Genomic DNA, 21,922 nt, shown 5'->3' with positions numbered 1-21,922 from the left:
ATCGGGACGTGGACGCCCGGCCTCCGGCGGTTTCATGCGACTGCAATCCTGCCCCCACCATCCGCCCCGCACTGCCGCACAGCGTCCCGTGCCATGACGGACACCGCCACCGCCAACCCCTTCGACGAGCACTTCCGTTTCCCCGCGGACCTGGTGGCGAGCGGGCGGGCCGTCGGCCGTCCCGGCGGCCGCGTCCGCACGCACCGCTCGGGGACGGCGCCCACGGCGATCCGGCACGGGATGCGGCCAGAGCAGCACAAGGCGATCCTCGCGGGCGAAGTGGACGACCCGGACGTCGAGGCGCTCATGTCCACCTCCCTGCGGCAGTACACAACCGGTCCTGGAGGGCCTTCGGCGGCGGCACCGGCGGTGGCGGTGACCTCGCCGAGACCGGCGTCGGCAGCGGCGCCGATCGTCGCGTCCACTGGTCGGAAAAGGGGATGCCGGCGCTCTCGCGGAGGCGCCGGCATCCCTGTCGGTGCGGGTCAGTTCGTCACGCGGAAGGTGGCGTCGCCGCGTCCTGTCGCGGTGGTGATCGGGTCGAGGCGGAGTTCGTAGGCGTAGTGGCGGATGTAGCGGTCGGGATGGTTGTACGACTGGAAGGACGACCAGCTCGCGTCAGCGAGCCCCGCGACCTGCCGGAAGGTGGCGTCTGCGGCGAACTGGGCGGTGCCGTCGTTGCGGACCAACTGGAAGTCGTATCCGGAGTGCCGCAGGAAGTACCCGCGGTAGTTCACTGATTCGAAGGAGACGGTGCCGGAGCCGGCCAGGCCGGGCCGCAGCCGGAACTGGGCGTCGGGGCCGGTGATGTTCTGGTCGATGCGCACGTCGAAGCCGGCGTGGCGCACGTACCGGTCCTGGAAGTTGAACGACTGGAGCCGCTTGGCCGGGATGTCGGTCCAGCGTGCGAGCACGCGGGACTCCTCGGCGGCCGTGAGGGGCAGGATCGAGCCGTGGCGCTTCTTGTTGACGCCCATGTCGTAGCTGCCGGACGCCGGGAGCTGGTAGGTGCCGGGGGCCGAGGGGTTGGTCGTCGAGACCGGCATGTAACCGCGTCCGGAGGAGTACTGGTCGAGGTAGAGCGCCCACTCGTTGCGGTCGCGGAACTTCATCCACATCGGTCCCTCGACCTGGGCACCGGTCAGGCCGATGCCGGAGAGGTTGCCGAGGGGGGTCCAGGTGCCGAGGATCGAGTTGCTGCCTTCGAGGGTGATCTGGCCGTCGCCGGAAGCCCGTACGTAGCGGTAGTTGCCGACGCCGGCCGGCATCTCGACGATCTGGGTGTCGATGATTTCCTGCATGCCGGGGCGCTCGATGTAGGTCTGCGGGGTGGTGATGGAGCGGAAGTCGCTGGTGTGGGCGTAGTAGATGCGGTGCTTCTTCACGCCGTCGACCGGCTTGTTAGTCGCCCAGTACAGGACGTAGTTGTTGGTGGCCGGGTCGAAGTGCGCTTCCGGGGCCCAGGCGTTGCGTCCGTCGGGGATCGCGCCGGCGACGTTGAGCAGCCACGGCTCGGACCAGTTGATCAGGTCCGTCGACTCCCACACCACGAGGTTGCGGCTGCCGTTGTTGATGGAGTCCTCCCAGTTCTGCCCGCAGCTGATGCACAGGTCGGTCGCGATGATCCAGTACTTGTCACCGTTCGGGGATCTCACCAGTGCGGGGTCGCGCACCCCCTTCGTGCCGACCGTGGATCGGAGGGCGATTCCGCCGCCGTTGAGGTCAGTCCAGTTCAGGCCGTCCGCGCTGTACGAGAAGTAGATCTGCTGAGCGTTCGACCCCTCCCCGATGAAGTGCGTCATCAGGTAGCCCGGGTCGGCCGCGGCCGCCCGGTCCGGTGTGGTCAAGGCTTGGCCTGTGAAGAGCAGGCACGCGGCGAGCAGTATCGCCGACAGCCGGGCGCGAAGCGCGGACATGTCTCCTCCTGTCGTTCTGCAATGGCCACAACCGGGCGCGGAGGGGGCCGACTGATATCCGGGTGACGCGGGTCTCCCGTATGCGGTGTGCTTCGTCGTGGTGACGGCACGCTTGCCACCCGAGTAGGACGGTCGGGGTGCGGGGGCCGACCGAGCGGTTGTCGATGCGAGCGGGATCGCCGAGCTGAGTTGTCCGATAAATCGAACGTCGTTCGTAAAGCCGGACAGACGTTAAGTGTGAGGCGCGTGATGCGTCAATACCTGCGGCAGCAGTAGCCCGTGGGGTCTGAAGAGGGGGTCTGGGTTGCACAGGCCCACCAGGTTCTTCGGCATCCGGGTGGCGTGAAACGCGCGAACGGTACTCGTCGGAAACGTTGACGGAACCACGACGCAAACTTATCTTCTGCTCGAAGTTCCGCACGCTGTTCGTTATGTCGAACAATCATCCCTCGTCACGGCGATCGGTCCAGCGGACTGGCCGAGCCCGGAGGAAGAGTTGAACAGAACCGTGAGAAAGCTGCTCGCCCTGCTGGGTCCGCTGCTGCTGGTCCTGCTGGGCGGCGCCGTCTTTGAAGGCACCGCCTCCGCCGCCGCCCCGCCGGCCGGGCAGGCCACGCGGTACACGATGACCGCGTTCACCAACAGCAGTGAGTCGAACCTGTATGTGTACGACTCGCCGGACGCCACCGGATTCACCCTGCAGAAAGGCCCCGCCTACACCCCGCCGTCCGGGCTGATCCGCGACCCCAGCATCTTCAAGCACACCGACGGCTTCTACTACCTCACCTACACCACGAACTGGACGGGGAACACGATCGGTTTCGCCCGGAGCACCGACCGGGTGAACTGGACGTTCCTGTACAACTACACGATCCCGATCGGCGGGCTGACCCGCACCTGGGCGCCCGAGTGGTTCATCGACACCGACGGCAGCGTCAACGTCATCATGTCCCTGACGTCGGCGAGCACCGCCACCCACTTCACCGCCTACAAGATCACGGCGACCAACTCCGCACTGACCACCTGGTCCGCGCCCACTCAACTGTCCGGCATCGGCCCGAACTACATCGACACCTTCATCGTCAAGATCGGCTCCACCTACCACGCGTTCACCAAGAACGAGACGACGAAGTACATCGAGTACGCCACCGCCTCCAGCCTCACCGGCCCCTACACCATGCGGAAGACGGGCAACTGGGCCGGGTTCGGAGACTGGGTCGAGGGCCCGGCCCTGGTCCAGCTCGACAACGGCGGCTGGCGCATCTATTACGACGGCTACCGCGCCGGGAAGTACTGGTACAGCGACAGCTACGACAACTTCGCCACCTGGACCACGCCCACCGAGGTGCCCGGCCTGACCGGCTTCATACGCCACGCCACCGTGCTGAAGGAGACGGTCCCCGGCGGTGTCACCCTGCCCACCAACACCACCAGGTCACTGCAGTCGGTCAACTTCCCCGGCCGGTACGCCGTGGTACGCCCCGACAGCCTCGGCTATATCGACCCGGTGAGCACCACCAGCAGCACCGCCGTCAAGCAGAGCGCCACCTTCACCGTCGTACCCGGCCTCGCCGACGCCAACTGCTACTCCTTCCGCGACTCCGCCGGCCGCTATCTCCGCCACTGGGACTTCCGGGTCCGCTTCGACAGCAGCAATGGCACCGACACCTTCAAGAAGGACGCCACCTACTGCGCCCGCCCGGGCAGCGCCTCGGGCTCCGTCCGCCTGGAGTCGTACAACTACCCCGGCCGCTACATCCGCCACTACAACTACGCCCTGCGCGTGGACCCGTACCAGAACACCGACGCCTTCCGCGCCGACAGCTCCTTCACGGTGGGCGGCCCCTGGGCCTGACCCGTCCGCGATGTTCTCCCGGGATCTGAGCCCGTCAGGCCCAGATCCCGGGAGCCGGTGTCATCCGGCGGTCGCAGTGGTCCACTTCTGGTCGGATCCAAGCGCCTGCTCCAGGGGCTTGTGTCGAGCAGGTCGTCTCTGCGGGTGGGCTACCTGGTCCTGAAGCGGTCCGGACGCACGAAGTCCAGGCCCCCGGTGGTCTGTTCGCCGAGCGCCTCGTGTGCGGCGATATGGCCGTAGCCGGCGGCCACTTGAAGCCCTTGCCGGAGAATCCGGTGGCGTAGTAGACCCTGCTCTTCTCGTCCTGTGGGCGCGGCTGGGCCGTAACTCGCGAACGGCAGCCGAGTTCGCGGAACGTGGTTGGTCTGTGCGGCGTGGGTTCCGACGCCTGGGATTCCCCTGAGGTGGGGGAGGGGGGTAGTTCGAAGCGCTTCGATGGCGTCGGAGTAGTAAGGCACCTCAAGAGGGCCGCATCGTTGTGTCACGCACAGTAGTGCGGTGAGCCTCTTCCCGTGCCCCGGTGGAATCTTGGAAGCGACTCTTGTGCGCCCGCATGCCTTCACTTAACCTCGCAGCGGTATCGAAGCGCTTCGACTACGTGTGACATCGCAGTAATGGGATGTTTTCCCTCAGCTCGGCCAGCTCCAGTCACGACACCGCAGCCGACGGCCCACCGCCGGGTGTCCAGGTGCGCCATGAAGGGTTGACGCAATGACGCCGAACGCCGCCTCCTCCGGCAAGGCCGCCGACAGGCTGCTCCCGACCTGTGTGGCCGGTGCGATCGCCGAGCCGGACCTGCCGTCGAAGAACGGTTCGGCGGCCGGCTGCACCGGCAAGGTCGACCTGCGGCACTGAAGCCTCGGTTCCGGAGAAGCTCGGTACCGGCGCCCCTTCAAGATCATGGCCCCGCTCCGGGGCACCCCGTCGAAGCACGGAGACCCCGCACCCGGCAGCCGAGGGGGGCGTCGCGCACCACGCCCTGGTACGGCCGTGCGGCGACCAGCCCCGCCGATCAGCAATCACTCACGAAAGAGAGAGCACCGCATGAGAAAGTCCTGGGTTCTCCCCCTGGTCACGCTCGTCGCCGCCACGCTCGGGGTGACAGCGGCAGGGGTGGCCCCTGCCTCCGCCGCCTCCGACACGCCTTTGCGGGTGATGCCGTTGGGTGACTCCATCACGTGGGGTGTGGGAAGCAGTACGGGCAACGGCTACCGGGGGCCGTTGTGGAACAAGCTCGCGGCGGACGGTCATCCGCTGGACTTCGTGGGCACGGTGCGGGGCGGTTCGATGTCCGACCCCGACAACGAAGGCCACTCCGGATACCGCATCGACCAGATCGCCGCACTCGCGGACGCCTCGCTGACCCGCTACCGGCCCAACGTCGTGACGCTGCACATCGGTACCAACGACCTCCAAGGAGCCTCGGAGGTCGACACCGCCATCGCCCGGCTGAGGTCGCTGGTCAGCCAGATCACCGCCGACGTCCCCGACGCAACCGTCCTCGTCGCCTCCCTGGTCGTGTCCACCAGCAGCTCGGAGGAGCAGTGGCGGGGCACGTACAACCAGGCCGTCCGCCGCATCGTCAGCGACGCCCAAGCCGCGGGCAAGCGGGTCGCGTTCGTCGACATGAGCAGCCTGACCACGGCCGACCTGGCCGATCCCCTGCATCCCAACGACTCGGGCTACGAGAAGATGGCCGCTGCCTTCCACCGCGGTGTCCAGGCCGCGGACAGCGCCGGGTGGCTGAAGAACCCCGCGCCCGCCCCCGCCCCCGTGCGGTCCGGCATCGCCGGCAAGTGCATGGACGTCAACGGAGCCGGCACCGCCGACGGGACCACCGTCCAGAGCTGGGGCTGCAGCGGCAGCCCCAACCAGCTCTGGTCGTTCTACACCGACGGCACCCTGCGCTCCATGGGCAAGTGCCTCGACGCCGCCGGCGGCAGCACCGCCAACGGCACCAAGGTGCAGATCTGGTCCTGCCACGGTGGCGCCAACCAGGTCTGGCAGCCCTACAACGGCGGCTACCGCAACCCCGCCTCCGGCCGCTGCCTCGATGTCCCGGGCTCCTCCACGACCGACGGCACACAGCTCGTGCTGTGGGACTGCAACGGCGGCTCCAACCAGAAGTGGACCACTCTGACCGCCGGATGAACCCCGCGCCCGGGGTCCGAGCCCCCTCCGGGCACGGACCCCGGCAGGACACCGGTGCCGCATCCCGGGATGTCCACGTCCGGCACGGCGCGCGCCGGCGCGGTCGCTGTGGACACCCACCACCCGGCAGGTCTGTTCCAGCCGCTTGGGGGAGCGCTCCGGCCCGTCGGCGGGCGGTTGGGCGAGGCTCGGCGGCGGCTGTCGTCTCGGCCTTGGCGTACGGTTACGCACATCTGATCGCCCTGCGTGGTGACCGAACCCAGCACGGTGTGCGCGCCGCGGTGAGGCTGTTGCTGTCCGAGTGGCCCTTGGTGGTGGCGACGTCGCCGACCGTGGTCCTGCTGCTCGGCGCGGGCTGGAGGTGGTGGCCCTCGGAGGGCATCGAGTACGTGGCCTTCGCCGTGAACGTGGTGCTGCTGTTCGCTTGGGGCCTGCTCGCGGCTCGCGCCGCCGGTCGCACCTGGGGCTCCGCTTTGAAGATCGGCACACTGGACTCGTTGCTCGGGCTCATGGTCGTGTTGGCTAACGCCCTCATCAAGTAGGGCGGTTGGCTGTCCGGTCCCGCCGTCCAGCGGCGCTTGGCCGCGCTGGGCGCCGCCCTCACCGCAGGCGCCTACGGCCTGGCCATGCTGCTGTCGGGTACGCGGCTGCGCCGCCTGGCGAAACCGGTCATCGCCGTGGGCACCATGTTGCCGACGGCCTACGTCGGTCACTTCCTCGCCCAGTCCGCGTGGCCCGCCGGGAACCCGGCGAGGGTGGCGAACAACGCCGAGGCCCGGCCGCTCGCCAGCCAGACGGACCAGGTGCCCACGCCGTCGCCGGACGTGGGGAAGGGGGTTGAAGGGGCCGACGTGCACGGCGAACATCCCGAACACGGCCACCGCACGGGCCAGGTCCACCCCGACCAGCCGCGCCGTCGACGAGGGATGTTCCGTCGCCGGGGCGGACTCGGGTGCGGGTAAGGGCTGGAAAGGCGCCTTCTCGGCGCTTTCGATCTCTGACACCGGGACAACCTGGCTCAGGCGCCGACGCTCGACCATCCGCCGGGCCACAGGAGGTGCCCCGCACTCGGGCGGCCGACCCCCTCCGATCGGCGGGGGTCGGCGATGGGCGCGAAGTCCCGGTCCCGGCGCGGGAAGGCAGCCCCCGCAGCTTGGCCCGCTGCGGTGGGACTGCCCCCTTCCGGTCGGGTGTCGTGCTGCGCGGTGCCAGGGGTGGCGGGTTTACCGGAGCGTGGTCCACTTCTGGTTGTTCTGGCCGTTGCAGGTCCACAGGATGACCGGTGTCCCGTTGGCGGTGCCGGCCCCGTTGACGTCGAGGCACAGCCCGGCGTGGACGTTGCGGACCGAACCGTCGGCCTGCATGGTCCACTTCTGGTTGTTCTGGCCGTTGCAGGGCCAGATGACGACCGGTGTGCCGTTGGTGGTGCCCTGGTTGCGGGCGTCCAGGCACTTGTCGCCGTAGACGCGGATCTCGCCTCCGGCCCAGCTGGTCCACAGCTGGTTGGCGGCGGTGTGGCAGTCCCAGACGAGCGTCGTCGTCCCGGCCGTGGTGGCGGCGCGGTCCACGTCCAGGCAGCGGCCGGACCCGGTACCGCGCAGGCGTGCGGTGGTGGCGGCCAGCGGGCTTCCGCCGGTCATCTTGAACACGGCGACACCGTGCGCGGGGACGCTCGCGGAGATCTGGCCGGAGGTGCTGGACGTGCCGCCGGTCCACAGGTCGGTGAGGGTGAACGGCCCGCCGGTGAGGCCGACTTGGGCGGCCGTGGCGGTGATGGTCGTGGTGCTCCCTCCCCGGTTGAACAGGCCGACCGCGACCGAGCCGTCCGACAGGGGCTTGGCGAACACCTCGGTGTCCCCGTCGTCGCGCACCCGGCGCCCGCCCGCGCCCAGCGAGTCCTGGTTCACCGCCAGCAGACGCGGGTTGCGCAGGATCGCGCTCACGTCGGCGGACATCGTGCGGATGTCGTTGCCGGCCATGAGCGGGGCGCCCAGCAGCGACCACAGGGCGAAGTGGGAGCGGGACTCGGTCAGGGACAGGCCCGGACGGCCGACGACCAGCATGTCGGGGTCGTTCCAGTGTCCCGGACCCGACTGCGCGGCCAGCGGCGCGGTGACGTCCAGGACGTTGCCGACGCCCATCGGGTAGCTGTTGGTGTTGTTGTTCTGCCAGATGTCGAGCAGGTCCTCGGTCGTCCGCCACAGGTCGGCGACCTCGCCCCAGTTGAACTTGTCTCCGGTGGGGGCGTGGAAGCTGTTGGGGTTGATGCTGTAGACGATCGGGCGGCCGGTGGCGCGCAGGGCGTCGCGCATGAGGGTGAACTGCGCGACCTGCTCGCTGAGGGTGCCGTTGCCGGAGCACCAGTCGTACTTGAGGTAGTCCACGCCCCATGAGGCGAACGTGTTGGCGTCCTGGACCTCGTGGCCCTTGCTGCCGGTGGAGCCGGGGTAGGTGCCCACGCCCTGCGCGCAGGTCTTTTCGTTGGGCGCCTGGTAGATGCCGAACTTCAGTCCCTTGCTGTGGATGTAGTCCCCGAGCGCCTTCATGCCGCTGGGGAATTTGGTCGGGTTGGCCCGCAGGTTGCCGGCCGCGTCGCGCTGCGGGTCGAACCAGCAGTCGTCGACGACGACGTACTGGTAGCCGGCGTCGCGCATGCCCGAGGACACCATCGCGTCGGCGGCCTCGCGGACCTGCGCCTCGGTGATCCCGCACCCGAAGCTGTTCCAGCTGTTCCAGCCCAGCGGTGGGGTGAGCGCGGGGCTGCCCGGCGCGGCCTCGGCGGTCGTGCCGGCGGAGGCGGTGACGCAGGCGGTGAGCGTCAGTGCGGTGGCCGCGAGGAGGCGCAGCAGTCGTCTGTGTATGGGGACCATGGGGGGTTCCTTCCTGGGAGACAAGCGGAAGCCGCTTGTGACCGTGCCTGTCAGGCACGGTCACAAGCTTCAGGTCGTGTGCCCGCGGGTCAGCGCTGCAGGGTGAGCAGGCCCGGCCGGTACGGCAGGTCTATGTAGTCGGTGCCGGGCGGGACGTCGGGGGACAGGCCCTGGTAGAGGAACTGCAGGTTGCAGGGGTCGATGGTCATGGTCTGGTCGGGGTTGTTGCGGACCAGGTCACCGTGGCTGATGTCGTTGGTCCAGGTGGCGCCGCTGTTGGCCTTGCCCGCGAAGGGGTTGCTCTCGGTGGCGGCCTGCGGGGTCCACGGACCGTTCAGGCTGGTGGCCGTGAACGAGCGGAAGAAGCGGTTCTCATTCACACCGCGAGCCTCGACGATCATGAGGTACTGGTTCTGGCCCTGGACCTTGTAGACCTCCGGCGCCTCGAACAGGTTCTTCACCGTGTCGCTCATGATCGTCGTGTACGACGAGCCGAAGCTGGCCGGGAAGTTCCCGATCGGCATGGTCGACTTGTAGATCTTGCCGTTGTCACCGGCGAAGAACATGTGCATGTTCTGGTCGTCGGCGATCATGGTCGGGTCGATCGCGCTGCCGTCGGGGAGGCTGCCGGTGAACAGCGGCTGCGCCGCGGACCAGCCGTTGGGGTTGGTGGGGTCGCTCGACGTGCGGTAGACGAAGGGCCATTGGGTGCCCCACCCGTTCGAGGTCAGCACCCAGATGTTCTTGGGCGCGAAGTAGAACAGTTTGGGAGCCACCGCGCCCTGGCTCATCGCGGTCTGGGGGGCCGACGCCATGTCCGACCAGTTCGTGAAGGGACTGAACGCCATCGATTTCCACGACGAACCGTCAGAGTAGGTCGCGTAGACGAGGTGCCTGCCGTTGTGCGTCACGGTGGTGAAGTCCTTCAGCGAGGCCCACCCGTTCGCCGGTTGCGCCAGCGCGCCGGTCGAACTCCACCGGTACGTCGACGGAAGGGCACACGTGTTGCCCGGCGACCCGGACAGGCCGGTCCACTTCTGGTTGCTGCCGCCGGTGCAGTTCCAGAGCTGCACCGCCGTGCCGTTGGCCGTGGCGCCGCCGCTGACGTCCAGGCACAGCCCGGACTCCACGGCGACGATCGTGCCGTCGGGGTTGGCCCGCCACTGCTGGTTGGTGCCGCCGTTACAGGACCAGAGCACCGGCCGCGTCCCGGCCGTGGTGGCGTGGCCCGGAACATCGAGGCACTTGTTGCCGTACACGGTCAGCTGGTTGTTGTCCGTCAGTGTCCACTGCTGGTTGGTCCCGCCGTGGCAGTCCCAGATCTGCACGTTCGTGCCGTCGGCCTGGCCGGCGCCCGGCACATCGAGGCACCGGCCCGAACCGACGCCGCGCACGGCGCTGGTGGTGGCCGCCTGAGCAGGGTTGGCGACGAGCGTCGCCGCGGAGGCGACCAGGGCCGCGAGCACCACGGGCGCGTGCCTGCGGCTGAAATTACGTCTGAGCATGGGGACCTTCATTTCTTGGGTGAGCGGTTCCGGGCGGCCCCGTCAGAGGCTGTCCGGACTGATGTGCTGCGACTCGACCCCTGTCGTTCGGTATGCCGAACGACGGTCGAAGCGTCGAGCAAAACTGAAGGGCGGAGCGCGACCAGTTCTCAGTTCCTCACGATGCGCCACCGGTTGTCGGCGCTGCCGTCGTCCGAGTCCTGGACCGCGAACGCGCCGACAGCGGTGGAGTCGTTCGCGATGGCGAGCAGCTTGCCGCTGTTCTCGTTGCGGATCTTGTAGGTCCCGTCTCCCTGGTCGAGCAGCGTCCACCGGTGGTCGGCGGTGCCGTTGTCCGACCACTGCAGGACGGTCGCGTCGTCTGCCGTGGACATGCCCTGGACGCCGAGCACCTTGCCGCTGTGGGCGTTGCGGAGGCGGACCGCGCTTCCGTCGGTGATCATGTACCAGTCGTGGTCGGCGGTGCCGTTGTCCGACCACTGCAGAGCGCGCCCACCGTCGGCCGTGGACATGTTCTGGATGCCCAGCAGGAGACCGCTGGAGGCGTTGACGAGACGGACGCTGCCGCCGGCGTTCCAGTAGACGGTGTAGTTGTGGCCGTGCGCGTCGTGGAACGGGCCCAGGTTGACCGTGGAGCCGTTGGCACTGGCGGTGAAGGCGAGCGAGGTGCTGCTGGTCCGGGTGATCGAGGACGTGTTCAGCGTCGGGAGGGAACTGAGCGCGGTGTTGCCGTAGTTGCCGGACAGGACCACCGGGCCGTAGGTGATCGCGGAGACGTTCGCGTTGTCGTTGGCGGCTCGGATGACGACCCGCATGGGCAGGCGGACGGTGACCGTGTCGCCGGAGGTCCACGAGCGGTTCAGGGTGGCGTAGCTGCCGGGGTGGGTGGCGATGTTCTGCCGTGTGCCGTTGACGCTGATGGTGGCCTCGGAGGTCCAGCTCGGGATGCGGATGCGCATCGCCCAGGTTCCGCTGACGTTGCCGGTGACCTGCAGGGTGGTGGTGTCGCTGACGGGATAGGTCGTGGTCTGGGTGACCGTGATCGCGCGCTGCGACCAGTTGAGCACCGAGGGCACGAACATGTTGACGATCAGCGTGTTGTCGCTGTGGAAGTAGATGGAGTCCATCAGCCTGGTGTGCATCTCCAGGCCCGTGCCCTGGCAGCACCAGAAGGTGCCGTAGTCGGTGCTCCAGGTGCCGCCGCCCCATGCCGGTCCCACACCGCGTCGGCCTCCCGGGTTGAGCGGCGTGAAGTAGGTGACGTGGCCGTGGTCGTCGGCCGGGTTCTGCTGGCCGATCATCTGGTTCAGCCATGCCCGCTCGTAGTAGTCGAACAACGCGACTCGGTTCGGGTCCAGGGCGAACAGTTCCCGGGTGAGGGTGAGCATGTTGAAGGTGTTGCAGCTTTCGCACGTGTCCTTGTTCAGGAACCCGGCGATGGCGTTCGGGGCGCGGAAGTGCTCCGCCTGGCTGTTGCCGCCGATGGCGTAGGTGTGCGAGTTGACTGTCATGTTCCAGGCGTTGGTGGCGATGTCCCGGTAGCGGGTGGTGCCGGTGGCCTTGAACTCCCGGGCGGCACCGATCCACTTGGGTACCTGGGTGTTGGCGTGCAGTCCGTTGAGCCGGTCCTGGTTGGACGCCAGCGGGTCGAACACCGCGGCGTGGTCGAACCGCCGGGCGGCGGTGAGCCACCGCGCGTCGCCCGTCTGCTGGTAGAGATCGGTCAGCACGGTGTTCATGCCGCCGAACTCGGTCTGCAGCATGGCCTGCATCTGCTGGGCGGTCAGCCGGCCGGTGCGCCAGTCGACCCATCCCGCCAGGGCGAGCAGCACGTCCCGGGCCTGTGTACTGCCGATGTGGCGCCATACGTCCAGCAGGCCGACGAGGGTCTTGTGGATGGTGTAGTACGGCACGTTGCCGTTGCTCAGGGTCCGCTGCTCGACAGCGGTGAAGTCGGACTCGGGGTAGCCGGAGAGATACCCGGTGTTGAAGCCGGCGGCGCTGTTGTTGGCCTGGCATTTGGCCAGCTCCGCGACCATGTGGGTGGCCTTGTCCCGGCAGACGGTGTCCCCGGTCACGGCGTACAGCTGTGCCCATGCCGTGAGGAAGTGCCCCTGGACGTGGGTGCGGAAGGGGAAGTCCGGCGCGTCCCAACCGCCGGTCGCAGCCGCGCCGTTGGTCGACAGCCGGTGGTTCGCGCGGAAGTTGTACAGCAGCCGGTCCACATCGACGAACCGCAGGTAGTTCCGCGTACGGTTCTGGTTGTCCAGCCACCGGCTCGCGGTGAGCCGGACCTGGTCGAGTTCGAAGGGGTGCGCGGAGACCCCGATGTCGGGCCGCGCGGGAGGAACGGCCGCCGCGTGGGCGGCGGAAGCCCCGACGAAGGCCCCGGTGGCAGAGGCGGCGGCGGTGGCCCCGGCCATCTGGAGCAGGCGCCGTCTGCTGACGGAGGAAGACATCTTGAACCTTTCGGTGAGGGGAGAGTGACTGCTTGGCCGTCGATGCCTTCCCTCGCTGTGGGACGGTCGGGCGCGGTATGTCACGGGCTGGTCTGCTGCCGATGCGGCGCCGTACGCGGCAGGCCGACGACATCGCAGCAAGGCCGTGGGCGGCCACGGTGAGCCGGGCGGCAGCCCTGCTGGGCAACGAGGCCTGGAATACATAGAGGTCTCGGTCCCATCACCCCTCTCCACAGATACATGGGATGGATTAACGGATACGAACGTTGCCTCTGTCTAGTCTTGCGACGCGAAAGACTTTATTACCTGCGGGTATGTGTTCGGCCCGTCGTCTGACGCAGAGTCAGACATTGGAGTGCCGTGAAGAGTGTGAGGAACTCGCGGGCTGGATAAGGTCGCCTCGAACTGTCGACAGGGCTCCCGCCCCGCCTGCGCCGCTCCGGGTCAACGCGTGGACACCGACAGCAGCCCCTGCCCGCACGGACCATGTGCCCGGGCACTCGAGCCGAACCGAGGAATCCCCTTGTCCTACCGTGTCCGTGAAGGCGGCTTGGAACGGCACACCGCCGAAGAAGTCCTCCGCATCGAGCCCTGGGGGCCGGACGCCGTCCGGGTCCGGGCCTCATCGGGGAGCATCGACCCCACCGCCCCGGGCGCGCTGGAGAGCCCGCCCTCGCCCTCCCCGCAGGCCGAAGCGCTCGTATCGGACGACGGCCGTGCCCGTCTCCTCAACGGCCGCCTCGTCGTCGAGGCCCTGGCCGACGGCCGGCTGAGGTTCTGCCACGCCGTCTCGGGCCGTGAACTCCTCGCGGACAAGGCCCCCTACACCCATCACGCCGGCCCTCGTGTCCACGCGGCGGGCGGCCGCACGGAGCAGCATTTCGAGGCGTACGAGGGGGAACGGCTGCACGGTCTCGGGCAGCATCTGCACGGGCGCCTGGACCAGAAGGGCTGTGTGATCGACCTCGTCCAGGGCAACACCGTGGCCGCCATCCCCTTCCTGCACTCCTCGCGCGGCTACGGACTGCTGTGGAACAACCCCGCCACCGGCCGCGTCGAGCTCGGCGCCGACACCACCCGGTGGACCGCCGACGGCGGCGGGCGGGTCGACTACTGGATCACCGCCGGGGACACCCCGGCCCAGATCCTCGACGCCTACACCCTGGTCACCGGGCGCCCGCCCCTCCTCCCCGAGTGGGCGTCCGGTTTCTGGCAGTCGAAACTGCGCTACCGCACCCAGGACGAACTCCTGGCGGTGGCACGGGAGTACAAGGCACGAGGGCTGCCGCTGTCGGTCATCGTCTGCGACTTCTTCCACTGGCCGAAGATGGGTGACTGGCGCTTCGAGGAGAGCGAGTGGCCCGATCCCGCGGCCATGACCGAGGAGTTGGCGGGCCTCGGGGTGAAGCTCGCGGTCTCGGTGTGGCCGACCGTCGAGCCCGGCAGCGACACCTACGACGAGCTGCGCACCTGCGGACACCTCGTTCGGGACGCGGACGGCGCTCTGCTCACCTTCGCGTGGCCGTCCCGGGAGGCCGGGCAGGCGCTGACGCTCCCCATGGCGTACTACGACGCCACCCACCCCGGGGCCCGCGCCGCGCTGTGGCAGCGGCTGGACCACAACTACCGCGCGCTGGGGGTGGGTTGCTTCTGGCTGGACGCCTGCGAGCCCGATCTGCCCCGGGAGGTCGCCGACCGCGCCGTCTACGCGGCCGGGCCGGCTGCCGAGGCCGCGAACCTCTACCCCCTGTTGCACACCCGCGCGGTGGCCGACGGCCTGCGCGCCGCGGGTGAGGACCGGCCGCTATCGCTGGTCCGTTCCGCGTGGGCGGGCAGCCAGCGGCACGGGGCCCTGCTGTGGTCCGGTGACATCCCCACCACCTTCGACTCCCTCGCACGCCAGATCAGGGCCGGGCTGAACGTCGCGATGAGCGGCATCCCCTGGTGGAACACCGACATCGGCGGCTTCGGCGGCGGTGACCCGGACGATCCCGCGTACCGCGAGCTGCTGATCCGGTGGTTCCAGTACGGCACCTTCAGCCCCGTCATGCGGCTGCACGGGGACCGGAAGCCCAACCACCCCGCGTTCTCCACGGACATGACCGGGGGTTCCAACGAAGTCTGGTCCTACGGCGAGGAGGCGTACGGCATCCTCCGCGACCACCTGATGCTCCGCGAGCGGCTGCGCCCGTACCTGACCCGGCTGTCCGAGGAGGCCCACCGCACCGGCGCCCCGGCGATGCGCCCGCTGTTCTTCGAGTTCCCCGAGGACCCGCGGGCGTGGGACGTGGACGACCAGTTCCTGCTCGGCCCCGATGTGCTGGTGGCACCCGTGTACGAGGCGGGCGCGCGGGCCCGCCAGGTGTATCTGCCGGTCGGCGCGCAGTGGCTCGACGCGATCACCGGGCGCGTGCTGAAGGGCGGTACGCGGCTCGACGCGCAGACCCCACTGGAACGGATCCCCGTGTACGTACGGGAAGGGGCCGACGTCGCAGCGTGGCTCCGCTGACCTCCTGGGTCTGCGTGAGGCGCGTCGCCGTGTTTCGGGGCACCCTGGAGAGCATGGGCAAGACCGCGCTGATCGTCATCGACATGATCAACACCTACGATCACGCCGACGCCGACCTGCTTCTGCCCGCCGCGGCGAAAGTGGTGCCGAACGTCGCCGCACTTCTGGAACGGGCGCGCGGGAGCGGCGCCCCGGTCATCTACGTCAACGACAACTTCGGCGAGTGGCGCTCGCATCACGGTGAGCTCCTCGACAAGGCGCTCGCCGGGCCGCACGCCTCGCTCGTCGAGCCGCTGCGGCCCGACGGCAGCTCCCTCTTCGTCGTCAAGGCCCGGCACTCGATCTTCTTCGAGACCCCCCTGGGGTACCTGCTGTCCCAGCAGGGCATCGACCGGCTGGTCCTCACCGGGCAGGTCACCGAGCAGTGCGTCCTCTACTCGGCGCTGGACGCGCACATCCGCCACCTCGACGTGACCGTCCCCCGGGACGCGGTGGCCCACATCCACACCGACCTGGCCGACGCCGCGCTCCGCATGATGGAACGGAACATGGGCGCCCACGTCTGCGCGAGCGACGACCTGTGGAAGTGAGGGTGGTCGTCGCGGGCCCGGCGCACATGGACCGGCCCGGATGTGTTTGGCGTCGAGGGGAGCGGCAACGCGTTGTCCATGAGTCCTTCGAACAACGACACGAACCAAGAGTCCGGATCGACACGCGGGACGGCGTCCAAGGCCCGAAGCACCGCGGCGAAGGCGACCGCGCCGGCGTCCACGGCGGCGGAGAAGGCGGCCGGCAAGACCGGTGACGCGGCGTCTGCGGCCGCGGACACGGCGGGACGTGGCGCGGGGCGCGCGGCCGAGGTGACCACCAAGGTCGCCCACACGGCGGCCGAGCGTGTCGAGTCCGGCCGGCAGGCCGTCGTCGCCGCATCGGGCAGGGCGGCGGTCCTCGCCAAGACGGCCTGGACGGTCGTCGCCGACCGCAAGGTCCTCGCCGCGGGGCTGGGCGCGGGACTGACCGCCCTGGGCGCGACGTCGTACGCGGCGGGCCGGCGTGCGGGCCGCCGGACGCTGGGTCCGATCACCCGTCTGACCGGCGGGCGGATCTGACGGCCGGCTCCCGGACGGCGCAAAGGCGGGCTCAGCGCCGCAACGCCTTGTGCGCCGTCTCGGGAAGCCGCAGGTACACCAGCGAGGAGCCGAGGCACAGGGCGGCGACGTACCAGGGGAAGAGATCCGCGTGCCCGAGTTCCTTGAACTGCGTCCCCACGTACGGCGCCGTGCCCCCGAACAGCGCCACCGTCAGCGAGTACGGGAACCCGATACCGGCCGCCCGCACCCGCGGCGGAAAGAGCTCGGCGTTCACGGCCGCGCTGATCGACGTGAACCCGGTCAGCAGCACCATGCCGGCGCACTGCACCAGCAGCAGCACCGTGAAGGAGTCGCGCAGGGCGTGCAGCAGGGGGACGGTCAGGAGGGTGAACCCCAGGCCGGAGAAGAGGAGCAGGGGACGGCGGCCGAAGCGGTCGGAGAGCAGTCCGCCGACGGGCTGGAGCAGGGCGAAGAAGGCCAGCGATATGGTGCCCGCGAGCAGCGCGTCGGACTTCTCGACGCCGGCGTTGAGCTCGGCGTACGTCGGCAGGTACGACGTCCACGTGTAGTACGCGATCGTGCCGCCCGCCGTGATCCCGCAGATCAGCAGCGACTGGCGCGGATGGCGCCGCAGTGCTTCCAACAGGCCCGGACGGGGCGCCTGTTGCTGCTCGGCGCTCCGCGTCTCCTGGGCGCCCCGCCGGATCCAGAAGCCGACCAGGCTCAGCACGGCCCCTAGAACGAACGGCACCCGCCACCCCCAGCCGTTCATCTGGCCCTCGCTCAATGTGTCCACCAGGAGTGCCGTGATGCCGGACGCCACCAGCTGCCCGGTGGTCGTCGACACGTACTGGAAGCTGGAGAACAGCCCGCGGCGGCCCGGTCCGGCCGACTCGACCAGGAAGGTCGTCGACGCCGCGAACTCGCCCCCCACGGACAGCCCTTGGAGGAGCCGGGCGAGGACGAGGATCACCGGGGCGAGGACGCCTGCCGACGCGTACGTCGGGGTCAGGCCGACCAGCAGGCTGCTGCCGCCCATCAGCAGGATGGTGACCGTCAGGGCGGCCCGCCTGCCGCGGCGGTCCGCGATCGCACCCATGAGCAGCCCGCCCACCGGCCGCATGAAGAAGCCCACCGCGAAGACCGCGAACGTCGACAGCAGCGGCACCAGGGAGTTGCCGGCGCCCTTGGGGAAGATCTCGGCGGCGATGAAAGTGGCCAGGAAGGTGTAGGCGTACCAGTCGTACCACTCCACGGCGTTGCCCACGGAGGCCGCGAGAAGCTGACGTGCGGGCCGGTTCGCGGGCGGGGAACCCGTGCGCGTCGTCTGTGTCATGGTCGCGACCATCCCCGTGGACCGGCAGCGGCACACCTCCCGTACCGGCGACTTTCACACGAGCGCCACCGGACCCTTCCCTGACGTTTGATGCTCCTGGAACACTCCTTCCGCGCGCATTCCGTCACCAACGGCCGGTCACACCACCCCCCTATGGGAAGAGGTCCCTCACTCATGCCCGAAGTCAACCGGCGCAGATTCCTTCAACTCGCTGGCGCCACCACGGCGTTCACGGCGCTGTCGAGCAGCATCCAGCGGGCCGCCGCCCTCCCGGCGAACCACCGCACCGGGTCGATCGAGGACGTCGAGCACATCGTCGTCCTGATGCAGGAGAACCGTTCCTTCGACCACTACTTCGGCAAGCTGCGCGGCGTCCGCGGGTTCGGCGACCCGCGCCCGGTGAAGCACGGCGACGGCACGTCCATCTGGCACCAGTCGAACGGCACCAAGGACGTCCTGCCGTTCCACCCGGACGCCGACGACCTCGGGATGCAGTTCCTGGAGGGCCTGCCGCACGGCTGGAACGACGGCCAGCAGGCCTACAACGGCGGCAAGTACGACCAGTGGATCCCCGCCAAGGGCACCACGACCATGGCGTATCTCACCCGTGACGACATCCCCTTCCACTACGCCCTCGCCGACGCCTTCACCGTCTGCGACGCCTACCACTGCTCGTTCATCGGCTCCACCGACCCGAACCGCTATTACATGTGGACGGGCTACACCGGCAACGACGGCACCGGCGGCGGACCGGTCCTCGGCAACGACGAGCTCGGCTACGGCTGGACGACCTACCCCGAGCGCCTGGAGCAGGCCGGGATCTCCTGGAAGATCTACCAGGACATCGGCGACGGACTCGACGCGGCCGGCTCCTGGGGCTGGATCGAGGACGCCTACCGGGGCAACTACGGCGACAACTCGCTGCTGTACTTCGACAAGTACCGTGAGGCGAAGCCCGGCGACCCCTGGTACGACAAGGCACGCACCGGGACCGACGTCAAGAACGGTGACGGCTACTTCGACCGGCTGCGCGCCGACGTCAAGGCCGGCAGGCTGCCGCAGATCTCCTGGATCGCCGCCCCCGAGGCCTTCTCCGAGCACTCCAACTGGCCCTCGAACTACGGTGCCTGGTACATCGCCCAGGTGCTGGACGCCCTCACCTCCAACCCGGAGGTCTGGTCGAAGACCGCCTTGTTCATCACGTACGACGAGAACGACGGCTTCTTCGACCACGTGGTGCCGCCGCTCCCGCCGAAGGACGCCTCGCGGGGCAGGTCCACGGTCGACGTCTCCCTCGACCTGTACCCCGGCGACAGCAAACGCCCGGCGGGTGCCTACGGCCTCGGCCCGCGCGTGCCCATGCTGGTCGTCTCGCCGTGGAGCAAGGGCGGCTACGTCTGCTCCGAGACCCTCGACCACACCTCGATCCTGCGGTTCATGGAGCGCCGCTTCGGCGTCCGGGAGACCAACATCTCGCCGTGGCGCCGGGCCGTCTGCGGTGACCTGACCTCGGCCTTCGACTTCTCCCGCAAGGACAGCCGCCCGGCCGCGCTGCCTGGGACCGAGGCGTACGAGCCGCCGGACCGCGAGCGTCACCCCGACTACCGGCCGACGCCGCCGGCCGACCCGGACATGCCCGGGCAGGAGCCCGGTCTGCGCCCGTCGCGCCCGCTGAAGTACGCCCCGCACGTGGACGGCTCGGTGGACGTGGCCGCGGGCCGGTTCACGCTCACCTTCGCCTCCGGCGCCAAGGCCGGTGCCGCCTTCCACGTCACCTCCGGCAACCGCGCCGACGGCCCGTGGATGTACACCACCGAGGCGGGCAAGAGCATCGCCGACACCTGGAACTCGGCGTACTCGAACGGCTCCTACGACCTGACCGTGCACGGCCCCGCAGGCTTCGTGCGCTGGTTCAAGGGCTCGAACAAGGCCGACGGGCCCGAGGTCACCGCGCGGCACCGGGGCGACGACATCGAGCTGACCTGCACCAACAAGGCAAAGGGAAGTGCCCGCTTGAAGATCGTCGACGGATACGGCGGTCGGCCCACGACCGTGACGGTACGACCCGGCGCCACCGTGTGCCGCAGGATCGGCCTCGCGGCGAGCAGGCGCTGGTACGACCTGACCGTCACCTCGGACACCGACCCGGCGTTCCTGCGGCGGTTCGCCGGGCACGTCGAGAACGGGCGGCCCGGGGTCAGCGACCCCGCGATCATCACGGAGTAGTCCCCACCGGAGGTCCGTTCACAGCGGACTGAGGTGCCCCGGTTCCGGCTGCCGGGGCACCAATCCCGGTCCCGTGGCGGCCGACCCGGGCTCCAGGGCCAGGACCGCGGCCACGGGGTGGTCCGCCTCGCAGGCGGGGTCGGTCAGCTCACCGGCCACGCCGGTGAGCTCCGGCGCGGCCCGGCTGAGCAGCACCACGCCCCAGGACGCGAGCCCCGCACCGGCCGACGCGAGGAGCACGCCCACCGCGCCGCCCTGCAGACGCTCGCCGAGCAGGACGAGGCCGATCAGCGCGGCGGCCAGCGGGTTGGCGAGGGTCACCACCGCCAGCGGGGCGCCCAGGCCGCCCCGGTAGGCGGTCTGCGACAGCAGCAGTCCGCTCGCCGCGAAGGCCGCGACCAGCAGGGCCACCCCGACCACCTGCACGCTGAGCAGTGCACCGGCACGGTCGGACGCGGCCACCGTCACGGTCTGCGTGAGCGCCGAGGCGACCCCGGAGGCGATGCCGGACGCGGTCGCGTGCCGCAGGCCGGGCCGGGTGCCCGGCCACGAGAGCATGCCGATCAGCGCCGTCGTCACCGCCGCGACCGCCAGCGCCTGGGGCGCGCTCAGCACGTCCTGAGGGGCGGGTCCGGACGCCGTGACGAGGATCGCCGACAGCCCGGCCAGGGTCAGGGCCGTGCCCCGCCACTCGACCGCGCTGACCCGCCGCCCCGCGAGCCGCGCGCCCAGCGGTACCGCGGCGACGAGGGTGAGCGCGCCGAGCGGTTGGACCACGGTCAGCGGGCCGTACGTGAGGGCCACGACATGCAGCAGGGCGCCGGAGCCGTTGAGCAGGACCGACCCCCACCAGGCGCCGGAACCCAGCAGCCGTACGAGGCCCGTGCCGGGGGCGCGGGCGGCCAGCCGCTCCTGGGCGACGGCCGCGGCGGCGTAGGCGGCGGCGGAGAACAGGGACAGGGTGACGGCGAGGACGGTGGCGTTCATCGGGTCGCTCCCGCGAGTACGACGTCCTTCTCGGCGCTCTTCCCGCTCCCGGCCGCCCGAGCCGGGACGAACCGGTCGGCGCCGGGTCCGGCCGTCGCGGCCGGGAGCCCTGGCCGGCCGACCGCGGTGAGCGCCAGGCCGAGCAGGGCCGTCGCCACGATCGCGTCGAGCCAGCAGTGGTTGGCCGTGCCCACGATGACCAGCAGTGTCACCAGGGGATGCAGCAGCCACAGCAGACGCCACCGCGACCGGGTCGCCCCCATCAGGCCGATCGCCACCATCAGGGCCCAGCCGAAGTGCAGTGACGGCATCGCCGCGAACTGGTTCGACAGATGGTCGGTCTCGGGGGAGCCGTACACGGAGGGGCCGTAGACCCGCCCGGTGTCGATCAGACCGGTCGCGGCCGGCATGCGCGGCGGGGCCAGCGGGAACGCCAGATGGACCACGAGGGCGATCGCGGTGACCGCGGCGAGGACGCGGCGGGCCCGGACGTAGTGCGCGGGGCGCCGCAGCCAGAGCCAGATCAGGAAGGCGGCGGTGGCCGGGAAGTGGACGGTCGCGTAATAGGTGTTCGCGAGGCGTATGAGCGTGTCGCCGTGCAGCAGGAGGTGCTGCACCGAGCCCTCGCCGGGCAGGTGGACGGCGCGTTCGAGGCCCCAGACGCGGTCGGCGTTGCGGAAGGCCTCACCGGTGTGGTCGGCGGCCGGCTGCCGGCCGAACTTGTAGACGAGGAAGAGCCCGGCGACCAGCAGGAGCTCACGGACGATCGGGGGCCGCGTCGCCGGTGCGGTCTGCGCCGGTGCGGGCTCGGTGCGGCCATTCATCCCCCGGCCCTTTCGCCGAACGGTTGGTGCATGCGGCATCGACACGTCGGCGTACCGAAACGCATCTGTACCGATACGCCACTGTACCGATACGCGACCGTTCCGGTACAGTGGCGTATCGATAGACGTGCGACACACTGGAGTCGGGCCCACACCACCGCCGGACGAACCGGTCGTCGCACCGAGTGAGGAG

15 protein-coding genes and 2 pseudogenes are annotated in these 21,922 nt (G+C 69.7%); 9 read left to right on the top strand and 8 right to left on the bottom strand.

The window, feature by feature from the left end; all coding sequences use genetic code 11:
• Window positions 1–485: 485 nt before the first annotated feature.
• Window positions 486–1,916, bottom strand: a complete 1,431-nt coding sequence (locus tag ACWCPI_RS33120) for a glycoside hydrolase family 43 protein (protein ID WP_451041645.1) — start codon at window positions 1,914–1,916, stop codon at window positions 486–488.
• A gap of 496 nt (window positions 1,917–2,412) precedes the next feature.
• Between ACWCPI_RS33120 and ACWCPI_RS33115 the strand changes: the two genes are divergently transcribed.
• From ACWCPI_RS33115 to ACWCPI_RS33095, 5 genes and pseudogenes are all read left to right on the top strand, one after another.
• Complete coding sequence (locus tag ACWCPI_RS33115) at window positions 2,413–3,771, top strand: glycoside hydrolase family 43 protein (protein WP_451041644.1); 1,359 nt, start codon at window positions 2,413–2,415, stop codon at window positions 3,769–3,771.
• Between the two features lie 711 nt (window positions 3,772–4,482).
• The gene (locus ACWCPI_RS33110; RefSeq protein WP_451041643.1) at window positions 4,483–4,626 is read left to right on the top strand and encodes a hypothetical protein; all 144 of its coding nucleotides are present in this window, start codon (window positions 4,483–4,485) and stop codon (window positions 4,624–4,626) included.
• A gap of 189 nt (window positions 4,627–4,815) precedes the next feature.
• On the top strand, window positions 4,816–5,922 hold the full coding sequence (locus ACWCPI_RS33105; protein ID WP_451041642.1) for a ricin-type beta-trefoil lectin domain protein: 1,107 nt from the start codon (window positions 4,816–4,818) through the stop codon (window positions 5,920–5,922).
• Between the two features lie 212 nt (window positions 5,923–6,134).
• Window positions 6,135–6,464 carry a hypothetical protein gene (locus tag ACWCPI_RS33100; protein ID WP_451041641.1) on the top strand — a complete coding sequence of 110 codons (330 nt, stop codon included), beginning with the start codon at window positions 6,135–6,137 and terminating at the stop codon, window positions 6,462–6,464.
• Between the two features lie 9 nt (window positions 6,465–6,473).
• A pseudogene (locus ACWCPI_RS33095) lies at window positions 6,474–6,665 on the top strand (hypothetical protein); the annotation flags it as partial.
• Here the strand turns inward: ACWCPI_RS33095 and ACWCPI_RS33090 are convergent.
• The 4 genes and pseudogenes from ACWCPI_RS33090 to ACWCPI_RS33075 all read right to left on the bottom strand — a co-directional run.
• A pseudogene (locus tag ACWCPI_RS33090) lies at window positions 6,665–6,926 on the bottom strand (DUF418 domain-containing protein); the annotation flags it as partial. The pseudogenes ACWCPI_RS33095 and ACWCPI_RS33090 sit on opposite strands and share 1 nt — an antisense overlap.
• 219 nt (window positions 6,927–7,145) lie before the next feature.
• A complete protein-coding gene (locus tag ACWCPI_RS33085; protein ID WP_451041640.1) occupies window positions 7,146–8,792 on the bottom strand; it encodes a glycoside hydrolase family 27 protein in 1,647 nt (548 codons plus the stop codon).
• A gap of 89 nt (window positions 8,793–8,881) precedes the next feature.
• Window positions 8,882–10,297, bottom strand: a complete 1,416-nt coding sequence (locus ACWCPI_RS33080; protein WP_451041639.1) for a non-reducing end alpha-L-arabinofuranosidase family hydrolase — start codon at window positions 10,295–10,297, stop codon at window positions 8,882–8,884.
• Window positions 10,298–10,446: 149 nt separating this feature from the next.
• Window positions 10,447–12,756, bottom strand: a complete 2,310-nt coding sequence (locus ACWCPI_RS33075; protein WP_451041638.1) for a beta-L-arabinofuranosidase domain-containing protein — start codon at window positions 12,754–12,756, stop codon at window positions 10,447–10,449.
• Window positions 12,757–13,279: 523 nt separating this feature from the next.
• Here ACWCPI_RS33075 and ACWCPI_RS33070 point away from each other — a divergent pair.
• The 3 genes from ACWCPI_RS33070 to ACWCPI_RS33060 all read left to right on the top strand — a co-directional run bounded on the left by ACWCPI_RS33070 (window position 13,280) and on the right by ACWCPI_RS33060 (window position 16,374).
• The gene (locus ACWCPI_RS33070; RefSeq protein ID WP_451041637.1) at window positions 13,280–15,265 is read left to right on the top strand and encodes a glycoside hydrolase family 31 protein; all 1,986 of its coding nucleotides are present in this window, start codon (window positions 13,280–13,282) and stop codon (window positions 15,263–15,265) included.
• Between the two features lie 53 nt (window positions 15,266–15,318).
• Window positions 15,319–15,855 (top strand): cysteine hydrolase family protein, encoded by a 537-nt coding sequence (locus ACWCPI_RS33065; protein ID WP_451041636.1) that lies wholly within the window; start codon window positions 15,319–15,321, stop codon window positions 15,853–15,855.
• A 78-nt stretch (window positions 15,856–15,933) separates the two neighbouring features.
• Window positions 15,934–16,374 carry a hypothetical protein gene (locus tag ACWCPI_RS33060; RefSeq protein ID WP_451041635.1) on the top strand — a complete coding sequence of 147 codons (441 nt, stop codon included), beginning with the start codon at window positions 15,934–15,936 and terminating at the stop codon, window positions 16,372–16,374.
• Between the two features lie 31 nt (window positions 16,375–16,405).
• Here ACWCPI_RS33060 and ACWCPI_RS33055 read toward each other — a convergent pair whose 3' ends face one another.
• Window positions 16,406–17,704, bottom strand: coding sequence for an MFS transporter (locus tag ACWCPI_RS33055; protein ID WP_451041634.1), 1,299 nt, complete (start codon window positions 17,702–17,704; stop codon window positions 16,406–16,408).
• A 162-nt stretch (window positions 17,705–17,866) separates the two neighbouring features.
• Between ACWCPI_RS33055 and ACWCPI_RS33050 the strand changes: the two genes are divergently transcribed.
• Window positions 17,867–19,918: a phosphocholine-specific phospholipase C gene (locus ACWCPI_RS33050; protein WP_451041633.1), complete on the top strand. Its 2,052-nt coding sequence runs from the start codon at window positions 17,867–17,869 to the stop codon at window positions 19,916–19,918.
• Between the two features lie 18 nt (window positions 19,919–19,936).
• On the opposite strand, the gene ACWCPI_RS33045 is transcribed toward ACWCPI_RS33050, so the two are convergent.
• Window positions 19,937–20,905, bottom strand: coding sequence for a DMT family transporter (locus ACWCPI_RS33045; RefSeq protein WP_451041632.1), 969 nt, complete (start codon window positions 20,903–20,905; stop codon window positions 19,937–19,939).
• On the bottom strand, window positions 20,902–21,729 hold the full coding sequence (locus ACWCPI_RS33040) for a phosphatase PAP2 family protein (protein WP_451041631.1): 828 nt from the start codon (window positions 21,727–21,729) through the stop codon (window positions 20,902–20,904). The genes ACWCPI_RS33045 and ACWCPI_RS33040 overlap by 4 nt, the downstream gene beginning before the upstream one ends.
• Window positions 21,730–21,922 lie beyond the last annotated feature (193 nt).

This window comes from Streptomyces sp. NPDC001920, from assembly GCF_053594495.1.
The sequence above is the reverse complement of the archived record's forward strand: the minus strand, read 5'-3'. Positions and strand labels throughout refer to the sequence as shown.

Coding starts and splice junctions, on each gene's coding strand:
- ACWCPI_RS33075 (WP_451041638.1), bottom strand. CDS start 12,756: ATGTCTTCCTCCGTCAGCAGACGGCGCCTGCTCCAGATGGCCGGGGCC.
- ACWCPI_RS33120 (WP_451041645.1), bottom strand. CDS start 1,916: ATGTCCGCGCTTCGCGCCCGGCTGTCGGCGATACTGCTCGCCGCGTGC.
- ACWCPI_RS33080 (WP_451041639.1), bottom strand. CDS start 10,297: ATGCTCAGACGTAATTTCAGCCGCAGGCACGCGCCCGTGGTGCTCGCG.
- ACWCPI_RS33060 (WP_451041635.1), top strand. CDS start 15,934: ATGAGTCCTTCGAACAACGACACGAACCAAGAGTCCGGATCGACACGC.
- ACWCPI_RS33065 (WP_451041636.1), top strand. CDS start 15,319: ATGGGCAAGACCGCGCTGATCGTCATCGACATGATCAACACCTACGAT.
- ACWCPI_RS33110 (WP_451041643.1), top strand. CDS start 4,483: ATGACGCCGAACGCCGCCTCCTCCGGCAAGGCCGCCGACAGGCTGCTC.
- ACWCPI_RS33045 (WP_451041632.1), bottom strand. CDS start 20,905: ATGAACGCCACCGTCCTCGCCGTCACCCTGTCCCTGTTCTCCGCCGCC.
- ACWCPI_RS33085 (WP_451041640.1), bottom strand. CDS start 8,792: ATGGTCCCCATACACAGACGACTGCTGCGCCTCCTCGCGGCCACCGCA.
- ACWCPI_RS33055 (WP_451041634.1), bottom strand. CDS start 17,704: ATGGTCGCGACCATGACACAGACGACGCGCACGGGTTCCCCGCCCGCG.
- ACWCPI_RS33050 (WP_451041633.1), top strand. CDS start 17,867: ATGCCCGAAGTCAACCGGCGCAGATTCCTTCAACTCGCTGGCGCCACC.
- ACWCPI_RS33040 (WP_451041631.1), bottom strand. CDS start 21,729: ATGAATGGCCGCACCGAGCCCGCACCGGCGCAGACCGCACCGGCGACG.
- ACWCPI_RS33105 (WP_451041642.1), top strand. CDS start 4,816: ATGAGAAAGTCCTGGGTTCTCCCCCTGGTCACGCTCGTCGCCGCCACG.